This is a genomic window from Polaromonas sp. YR568 (genome assembly GCF_943369415.1).
GTDB lineage: Bacteria > Pseudomonadota > Gammaproteobacteria > Burkholderiales > Burkholderiaceae_C > Polaromonas.
The window spans coordinates 205,623-213,875 of sequence record NZ_CALRNF020000004.1; the positions used below are offsets into that span (position 1 = coordinate 205,623).

The 8,253-nt window shown below is 62.8% G+C and carries 9 protein-coding genes; 8 read left to right on the forward strand and 1 reads right to left on the reverse strand.

Annotation, left to right across the window (positions count from 1 at the left end; all coding sequences use genetic code 11):
• The first annotated feature begins 242 nt into the window (after positions 1–242).
• The 8 genes from urtA to ACLV74_RS04875 all read left to right on the forward strand — a co-directional run bounded on the left by urtA (position 243) and on the right by ACLV74_RS04875 (position 8,122).
• Positions 243–1,505 (forward strand): urea ABC transporter substrate-binding protein, encoded by a 1,263-nt coding sequence (gene urtA / locus ACLV74_RS04840; RefSeq protein WP_411878245.1) that lies wholly within the window; start codon positions 243–245, stop codon positions 1,503–1,505.
• A 127-nt stretch (positions 1,506–1,632) separates the two neighbouring features.
• Positions 1,633–2,547: an urea ABC transporter permease subunit UrtB gene (gene urtB / locus ACLV74_RS04845; protein WP_411878246.1), complete on the forward strand. Its 915-nt coding sequence runs from the start codon at positions 1,633–1,635 to the stop codon at positions 2,545–2,547.
• Positions 2,548–2,602: 55 nt separating this feature from the next.
• Positions 2,603–3,790, forward strand: coding sequence for an urea ABC transporter permease subunit UrtC (urtC, locus tag ACLV74_RS04850; RefSeq protein WP_411878247.1), 1,188 nt, complete (start codon positions 2,603–2,605; stop codon positions 3,788–3,790).
• A gap of 37 nt (positions 3,791–3,827) precedes the next feature.
• The gene (gene urtD, locus ACLV74_RS04855) at positions 3,828–4,571 is read left to right on the forward strand and encodes an urea ABC transporter ATP-binding protein UrtD (RefSeq protein WP_411878255.1); all 744 of its coding nucleotides are present in this window, start codon (positions 3,828–3,830) and stop codon (positions 4,569–4,571) included.
• 10 nt (positions 4,572–4,581) lie between these two features.
• Positions 4,582–5,271, forward strand: coding sequence for an urea ABC transporter ATP-binding subunit UrtE (urtE, locus tag ACLV74_RS04860; RefSeq protein WP_007866241.1), 690 nt, complete (start codon positions 4,582–4,584; stop codon positions 5,269–5,271).
• Positions 5,272–5,330: 59 nt separating this feature from the next.
• Positions 5,331–6,560, forward strand: a complete 1,230-nt coding sequence (fmdA, locus tag ACLV74_RS04865) for a formamidase (RefSeq protein WP_411878248.1) — start codon at positions 5,331–5,333, stop codon at positions 6,558–6,560.
• 18 nt (positions 6,561–6,578) lie between these two features.
• On the forward strand, positions 6,579–6,920 hold the full coding sequence (locus tag ACLV74_RS04870) for a zinc ribbon domain-containing protein (RefSeq protein ID WP_411878249.1): 342 nt from the start codon (positions 6,579–6,581) through the stop codon (positions 6,918–6,920).
• A gap of 161 nt (positions 6,921–7,081) precedes the next feature.
• Positions 7,082–8,122 (forward strand): aliphatic amidase, encoded by a 1,041-nt coding sequence (locus ACLV74_RS04875; protein WP_411878250.1) that lies wholly within the window; start codon positions 7,082–7,084, stop codon positions 8,120–8,122.
• Here the strand turns inward: ACLV74_RS04875 and ACLV74_RS04880 are convergent.
• A partial coding sequence (locus ACLV74_RS04880) for an IS3 family transposase (protein WP_411878256.1) occupies positions 8,115–8,253 on the reverse strand: 139 nt, incomplete at its 5' end. The two genes, ACLV74_RS04875 and ACLV74_RS04880, sit on opposite strands and share 8 nt — an antisense overlap.

Below are 8,253 nucleotides of genomic sequence, written 5' to 3' on the forward strand. Positions count from 1 at the left end.
CTCCGTCAAACGGCCGTAGGGCTGCGGCAACTCACTCCCCAACGTCCCGCAAGAAGTGTGCCCGCATCTGGTGCAGCGCACCAGCAAGGGGGGCTACGTTGATTGACGTATAGGGATGCGCAGCCCTTGTGAACATGATTCACCTGACCCGAACGTAAGCCTTCCTCTTTTTATTGCGTCAGTTTTTTCCTTCACCTTTCGACTTTTCAATTTCAGTTTTTCATCAACCGCAGGAGCCCAGCATGTCCAACGACGATCGCGATCCATCTTCCTTCATCAACCGCCGCCGCCTCATGCAGGGCGTCGCCGCGGCCCTGCCGCTGGCCGGCCTGCCCGGCTGGGCGCAAGCGCAGCAGTTCCCCACGGCCAAGGTCAACACGACCAAGCTGGCCGTCACCGACACCGAAGTGACCGTGGGGCAGCTGCACTCGGCCACCGGCACCATGGCGATTTCAGAAACCGGCTCCATCCAGGCCGAGCAGCTGGCCATCGACCAGATCAACGCCATGGGCGGCGTGCTGGGCCGCAAGATCAAGGTCATCAAGGAAGACGGCGCCTCCGACTGGCCGACCTTCGCCGAGAAATCCAAGAAGCTGCTGGTCAACGACAAGGTCGCCGCCGTTTTCGGCTGCTGGACCTCGGCCTCGCGCAAGGCCGTGCTGCCCATCTTCGAAAAAGAAAACGGCATGCTGTACTACCCGACCTTTTACGAAGGCCTGGAGCAGAGCAAGAACGTGATCTACACCGGCCAGGAAGCCACGCAGCAAATCCTTTACGGCCTGGACTGGGCGTCTAAAGAAAAGAAAGCCAAGACCTTCTTCCTGGTCGGCTCCGACTACATCTGGCCGCGCACCTCGATGAAGATAGGCCGCAAGCACATTGAAGCCCACCTCACCGGCAGCAAGGTCGTCGGCGAAGAGTACTACCCGCTGGGCCACACCAACTTCAACTCGCTGATCAACAAGATCAAGGTCGCCAAGCCCGACTGCATCTTCATCGCGGTGGTGGGCGGCTCCAACGTGGCCTTCTACAAGCAGCTGAAGGCCGCCGGTGTCACCGCCGCCAAGCAGTTCCTGCTGACCATCTCGGTCACGGAAGACGAAGTGCTCGGTATTGGCGGCGAGAACATGAACGGCTTCTACGCCTCCATGAAGTACTTCCAGTCGCTGGACAACCCCAACAACAAGGCTTTCGTCAGCGCCTTCAAGGCCAAGTACGGCAAGGACGCGGTGATCGGCGACGTGACGCAGGCCGGCTACCTCGGCCCCTGGCTGTGGAAAGCCACGGTTGAAAAGGCCGGCAGCTTTGACGTGGACAAGATCGCCGCGGCCTCCGCCGGCATCGAGCTCAAGACCGCGCCCGAAGGCTACGTGAAGCTGCATGAGAACCACCACCTGTGGAGCAAGGCCCGCATCGGCCAGGCGCAGGCCGACGGCCAGTTCAAGGTGGTCGCCGAATCGCCGGCATTGATCGAACCCAACCCCTTCCCCAAGGGCTACCAGTAAGCGGCGGCGCTGGCTCCTACCGGTTCACTCAGCCATGTGGCTGGGTGAGCCGGCAGGGGCTTCTTCTTTTCCCTATCTTCTTTCTTCGCAGACGCCCCGCCTTTTTGACCCGCACCGGAGCCCCACCATGAATCTTTCCGAAATGCTCAACATCGGCCTGATGCAAGGCTTTGCCGGGCTCAGCCTGTTTTCCGTGCTGCTGCTCATGGGCCTGGGCCTGGCCATCATCTTCGGCCAGATGGGCGTGATCAACATGGCGCATGGCGAGTTCATGACCATAGGCGCCTACACCATCTACCTTTTTTCGCACCTGTCCGAAACCTACGCACCGGGTTTCGTGCAGGCTTACTTCCCGTTTGCCATCGTCGCGGCCTTCATCTTTGCCTTCGCCGTCGGCTGGCTGGCCGAATGGGCCTTCATACGCCATCTCTACAAACGCCCGCTGGACACCCTGCTGGCCACCTGGGGCCTGTCGCTGGGCATGCAGCAGATCTTTCGCACCACCTTCGGCGCCAAGGAAGTCAGCCCCACCCTGCCCGAGTGGCTCATGGGCTCCTGGGCACCGGCTGAAGGCCTGGACATTCCGATCAACGGCATGTTTGTGATGGCGCTGACTTTGGTCGTGACCTGCGGCGTGCTGATTGCGCTGCACAAGTCGCGCTGGGGCCTGCGTGTGCGCGCCACCGTCGCCAACCGCGTGATGGCCAACGCCACCGGCATCAACACCAAGAAGACCGACCGCCTGACCTTTGCCATCGGCTGCGGCATCGCCGGCGTGGCCGGCGCGGCCTTCACCACGATTGGCTCCACCGGCCCCACCAGCGGCTCGCTCTACATCGTCGACGCCTTCCTGGTCGTCACCTTCGGCGGCGCGGCCAGCCTGCTGGGCACCGTGGTCTCGGCCTTCGGCATCGCGCAGACGCAGTCCATCGCCGAGTTCTTCATGACCGGCTCCACGGCCAAGGTGCTGACGCTGATGACCATCGTGACCATCCTGATGCTGCGCCCGCAAGGCCTGTTCGCCTCCAAGGTGCGGCGCTGAGCTTCCCCTTATTTCCACAGCATTCCACGGCAACCCTAGACAACCGGAGTTTTTCATGAACAGCCTCAAGCAATGGATAGTGCGCAACGGCCTGGGCAACGTCGCCCTGCTGGCCCTGGTGCTGCTGGTGGCCTTTCCCCTGGCGCTGGATCTGTTCCGCCTCAACCTCGTGGGCAAGTACCTCAGTTATGCCTTCGTCGCGCTGGGCCTGGTGATGCTGTGGGGTTACGGCGGCGTGCTGAGCCTGGGCCAGGGCGTGTTCTTCGGCCTGGGCGGCTACGGCATGGCGATGTTTTTGAAACTCGAAGCCAGCGACCCCATCACCACCAAGATCCAGTCCACGCCCGGCATTCCCGACTTCATGGACTGGAACCAGATCACCGCGCTGCCGATCTGGTGGAAGCCCTTCCAGTCCTTCCCGCTGACCTTGCTGCTGATCCTGGTGGTGCCCACGTTGCTGGCCTTCATCATCGGCTACGCCATGTTCAAGCGGCGTGTGGGCGGCGTCTACTTCGCCATCATCACGCAGGCCGTGGCGCTGATCCTCACGGTGCTCATCATCGGCCAGCAGGGCTACACCGGCGGCGTCAACGGCATGACCGACCTCAAGACCATCCTGGGCTGGGACACGCGCACCGACAGCGCCAAGTACATCCTCTACTTCCTCACCGTGGGCCTGCTGCTGGGCGCCATCGTGCTGTGCACCTGGATCCAGAAAAGCAAGCTGGGCACGCTGCTGCTGGCCATGCGCGACAAGGAAGACCGCGTGCGCTTTTCGGGTTACGACGTGGCCATGTTCCGGGTCTTCGCCTTCTGCTTTGCGGCCATGCTGTCGGCCGTGGGCGGCGCGATGTTCACCTTGCAGGTCGGTTTCATGTCGCCCTCGCTGGTCGGCATCGTGCCCTCCATCGAGATGGTGATCTTCGCCGCCGTGGGCGGGCGCATGTCGCTGGTGGGCGCGGTCTACGGCGCGCTGCTGGTGAACTTCGGCAAGACCTATTTCTCCGAAAGCTTTCCCGACCTCTGGCTGTTCCTGATGGCCGGCATGTTCCTGGGCGTGGTGCTGGCCTTCCCCGACGGCCTGGCCGGCGTCTACACGCAGCGCGTCAAGCCCTGGCTGGCCAAACGGTTTACGCGGCCCGAGAAGGTCGCGCCGCCAGCCGCTCCGCCATTGGCGCCCCCGCCGGCCGCGACGCCTGAATCGCCCACGCTGCCCGCAGGCCTGAGCAGCCAGCAAACCTGAACCACCCAAGGAATCCATCATGACCCCCGCCGCCGCCATGAGCCCCAATGACTTTGTGCTGTCGGTCGAAGACCTGACGGTGTCCTTCGACGGCTTCAAGGCCATAGACAGCCTGAACCTCTACGTCGACCAGAACGAGCTGCGCGTGATCATCGGCCCCAACGGTGCGGGCAAGACCACGCTGCTGGACCTGATCTGCGGCAAGACCCGCGCCAGCCAAGGCCGCATCAAGTTCAAGAACACGGAAATGACCAAGCTGCCCGAATACCAGATCGTGCGCTCCGGCATAGGCCGCAAGTTCCAGACGCCGTCCATCTACGAAAACCTCAGCGTGTTCCAGAACCTGGAAGTGTCCTTCCCGCGCGGGCGCGGCGTGTTCGGCGCGCTGTTCTTCAAGCGCACCGAGGAAGTCAAGGCGCGCGTGCAGGCCGTGGCGGCCGAGATCGGCCTGGACGGCCAGGTCGACACCGAGGCCGGCCTGCTCTCGCACGGGCAGAAGCAGTGGCTGGAAATCGGCATGCTGCTGATGCAGGACCCGGAGCTTTTGATGCTGGACGAGCCGATTGCCGGCATGAGCGTGCGCGAGCGCGAGCTGACGGCCGAGCTGCTCAAACGCATCTGCAAGGGCCGCGCCATGATCGTCATCGAGCACGACATGGAATTCGTCAAGCGCATCGCCGACAAGGTCACCGTCATGCACCAGGGAAAGATCCTGGCCGAAGGATCGATGGAAAAAGTGCAGGCCGATCCGCGCGTGATCGACGTGTACCTGGGCCACTAAGGAGAAAACCATGCTCAACGTCAACAACCTCCACGTCAGCTACGGCCAGAGCGAGGCGCTGCACGGCATCACCTTCAGCGCCAAGAAGAACGAAACCGTGGCCATCATGGGCCGCAACGGCATGGGCAAGACCACGCTGTTCAAGTCGCTGATCGGCATCCTGCCGCTCAAGTCCGGAACGATTGAAGTCGACGGCCTGGACATCTCCAAGGACGAGAGCTACCAGCGCGTCGCCAAGGGCGTGGCCTATGTGCCGCAGGGCCGCATGATTTTCCCGACGCTGACGGTGCAGGAAAACATCCTGACCGGCCTGGAGAACGCCAAACACAAGCAGATCCCGGACGAGATCTACGCGCTGTTCCCGGTGCTCTTCGACATGCGCAGCCGCAAGGGCGGCAACCTCTCGGGCGGCCAGCAGCAGCAGCTGGCGATTGCCCGCGCGCTGGTGACCAACCCCAAGGTGCTGCTGCTGGATGAGCCGACCGAGGGCATACAGCCTTCCATCATCAAGGACATCGCGCGCGCCCTCAACGAGATCCGCAAGATGCGCGAAATCACGATTGTGGTGTCGGAGCAGGTGCTGAGCTTCGCGATGGACGTGGCCGACCGGCTGTTCGTCATCGAGGGCGGGCAGCTGGTGCATGAAAGCACCCGTGCCGGCACCGACACGGCGCGCATCAAGCAGTTTCTTTCCGTCTGATTTTTTCTTTCCTTTCTTTTCCTTCTTTTTTCTTACCCACCACCACCAGGAGATATGGCATGACCGACACGCTGATCAAGGTTGACCTGACGAAGTCGCCCACCCTTAACGAAAACATCCACAACCGCTGGCACCCGGACATCCCCATGGCCTGCTGGGTCAACCCGGGCGATGACTTCATCCTGGAAACCTTCGACTGGACCGGCGGCTTCATCAAGAACAACGACAGCGCCGACGACGTGCGCGACATCGACCTGAGCACCGTGCACTACCTCTCTGGCCCGGTCGGTGTCAAGGGCGCGGAACCCGGCGATCTGCTGGTGGTCGACCTGCTGGACATAGGCGCCAAGCAGGACAGCCTCTGGGGCTTCAACGGATTTTTCAGCAAGAAGAACGGCGGCGGATTTTTGACCGACCATTTCCCCGAAGCGCAGAAATCGATCTGGGACTTCAAGGGCATGTTCACGAGTTCGCGCCACATTCCGGGCGTGAACTTCGCCGGGTTGATCCACCCCGGCCTGATCGGCTGCCTTCCCGACAAGGCCATGCTGGACACCTGGAACACGCGCGAACAGGCGCTGATCGACAGCGACCCGACGCGCACGGGTCTCGCCAACCCGCCTTCGGCCGGCACCGCCCACATGGGCAAGATGACGGGCGCGGCGCGCGACAAGGCCGCCGCCGAGGGCGCGCGCACCGTGCCGCCGCGCGAGCACGGCGGCAACTGCGACATCAAGGATTTGTCGCGCGGCTCCAAGGTGTTCTTCCCGGTCTATGTCGACGGCGCGGGCCTGTCGGTGGGCGACCTGCACTTCAGCCAGGGCGACGGCGAAATCACCTTCTGCGGCGCCATCGAGATGGCCGGCTGGGTGCACATGAAGGTCACGCTGATCAAGGGCGGCATGGCCAAGTACGGCATCAAGAACCCGATCTTCAAGCCCAGCGTAATCACGCCGCGCTACGACGACTACCTGATCTTCGAAGGCATCTCGGTCGACGAGGCCGGCAAGCAGTACTACCTGGACGTGAACGTCGCCTACCGCCAGGCCTGCCTGAACGCCATCGAGTACCTGAAGAAATTCGGCTATTCGGGCGCGCAGGCCTATTCCATCCTGGGAACGGCGCCGGTGCAGGGCCACATCAGCGGCGTGGTCGACGTGCCGAACTCCTGCGCCACGCTGTGGCTGCCGACCGGCATCTTCGACTTCGACATCAACCCGAATGCCTCGGGGCCGATCAAGCACATCGACGGCAAGATCAGCATGCCGCTGTCGCACGACCTGCCCTGACACGGAAGGCGCCGCACCATGCCTACCTACGACTACGACTGCCCGCAGTGCGGCAGCTTCGACGCGCTGCGCTCGGTCTCCATGCGCAACCAGGCGGCCGCCTGCCCAGGCTGCGGCGGCCCTGCCGCGCGCATCCTGTCCGTCGCGCCCTCGCTGGCGCTGATGGAAGACGGCGCGCGCCGCGCCATGGACACCAACGAGCGTGCCCGGCATGAGCCCAAGCGCTCGGGCGACTATGCGCGGCTCAAGCATCCGGCCGGCTGCGGTTGCTGCTCAAGCGGCAAGCGCGGCGCCACGCTGACGGCGCCCAACGGCAACAAGGCTTTCCCCAGCAAGCGCCCCTGGATGATCAGCCACTAGACATGGGCTCCCCCCCAAGGCGCCTGCGGCGCCTCCCCCTCAAGGGGGCGACATCTGCGGCCTGGCAAAGCCAGTTCCGCGCTGTTCCTGGGTTAAATCACGCCGATCGCTTTGGGTCGCGGTTGGTGTAACGGCTACCGAAGAGAACAAGGAGTTTTGACATGATTCACGGCGACATATCAAGCAGCAAGGACACCGTCGGCGTGGCGGTGGTCAACTACAAGATGCCGCGGCTTCACACCAAAGCCGAAGTGGTGGAGAACGCCAACAACATCGCGCGCATGCTCGAAGGCATGAAGAAGGGCCTGCCGGGCCTGGACCTGGTGATCTTCCCCGAGTACAGCACCCACGGCATCATGTACGACAGCAAGGAGATGCATGAGAATGCCGCCACCGTGCCGGGCTTTGAGACCGAGATCTTCGCGGCGGCCTGCCGGCGCGCCAAGGTCTGGGGCGTGTTCTCGCTGACCGGCGAGCGGCACGAAGAGCATCCGCGCAAGGCGCCTTACAACACGCTGATCCTGATGAACGACCAGGGCGAGATCGTGCAGAAGTACCGCAAGATCATGCCCTGGGTACCCATCGAGGGCTGGTACCCCGGCGACCGCACTTACGTGAGCGACGGGCCCAAGGGCATGAAGATCAGCCTGATCATCTGCGACGACGGCAACTACCCCGAGATATGGCGCGACTGCGCGATGAAGGGTGCTGAGCTCATCGTCCGCTGCCAGGGGTATATGTACCCGGCCAAGGAACAGCAGATTTTGATCTCCAAGGCCATGGCCTTTGCCAACAACACCTATGTGGCGGTGGCCAATGCCTCGGGTTTTGACGGCGTGTATTCCTATTTCGGCCACTCGGCGCTGATAGGCTTTGACGGCCGCACGCTGGGCGAATGCGGCGAGGAAGAAATGGGCGTGCAGTACGCGGCGCTGTCCAAGAGCCTGATCCGCGACTTCCGCCGCAACGGCCAGTCGGAAAACCATTTATTCAAGCTGCTGCACCGCGGCTACACCGGCATGATCAACTCAGGCGACGGTGACAAGGGAACACCGACCTGCCCCTTCACTTTTTACGCCGACTGGCTGCGCGATCCTGAGGCCGCGCGCACGCAGGTGGAGTCGTTCACGCGGACGACCATCGGCACGGATGAGGCGCCCATGGAGGGGATTCCGAACCAGAGCAGTGTGCTGGTCAAGTAATTTCGGACACCTCGATAAGGGCACGTTCGGCCATTTGTCGTTCATAGACATTGGGAGGCAGATAACCCAGGGTTGAGTGCAGGCGCCGGCTGTTGTAGAAGCCGACGATGTAGTCGGAGATGTCGGCGGCG

Bases quoted from the DNA above. Each gene is read 5' to 3' on its own strand.
- urtA (WP_411878245.1), top strand. From the start codon at position 243: ATGTCCAACGACGATCGCGATCCATCTTCCTTCATCAACCGCCGCCGC.
- urtB (WP_411878246.1), top strand. From the start codon at position 1,633: ATGAATCTTTCCGAAATGCTCAACATCGGCCTGATGCAAGGCTTTGCC.
- urtC (WP_411878247.1), top strand. From the start codon at position 2,603: ATGAACAGCCTCAAGCAATGGATAGTGCGCAACGGCCTGGGCAACGTC.
- urtD (WP_411878255.1), top strand. From the start codon at position 3,828: ATGAGCCCCAATGACTTTGTGCTGTCGGTCGAAGACCTGACGGTGTCC.
- urtE (WP_007866241.1), top strand. From the start codon at position 4,582: ATGCTCAACGTCAACAACCTCCACGTCAGCTACGGCCAGAGCGAGGCG.
- fmdA (WP_411878248.1), top strand. From the start codon at position 5,331: ATGACCGACACGCTGATCAAGGTTGACCTGACGAAGTCGCCCACCCTT.
- ACLV74_RS04870 (WP_411878249.1), top strand. From the start codon at position 6,579: ATGCCTACCTACGACTACGACTGCCCGCAGTGCGGCAGCTTCGACGCG.
- ACLV74_RS04875 (WP_411878250.1), top strand. From the start codon at position 7,082: ATGATTCACGGCGACATATCAAGCAGCAAGGACACCGTCGGCGTGGCG.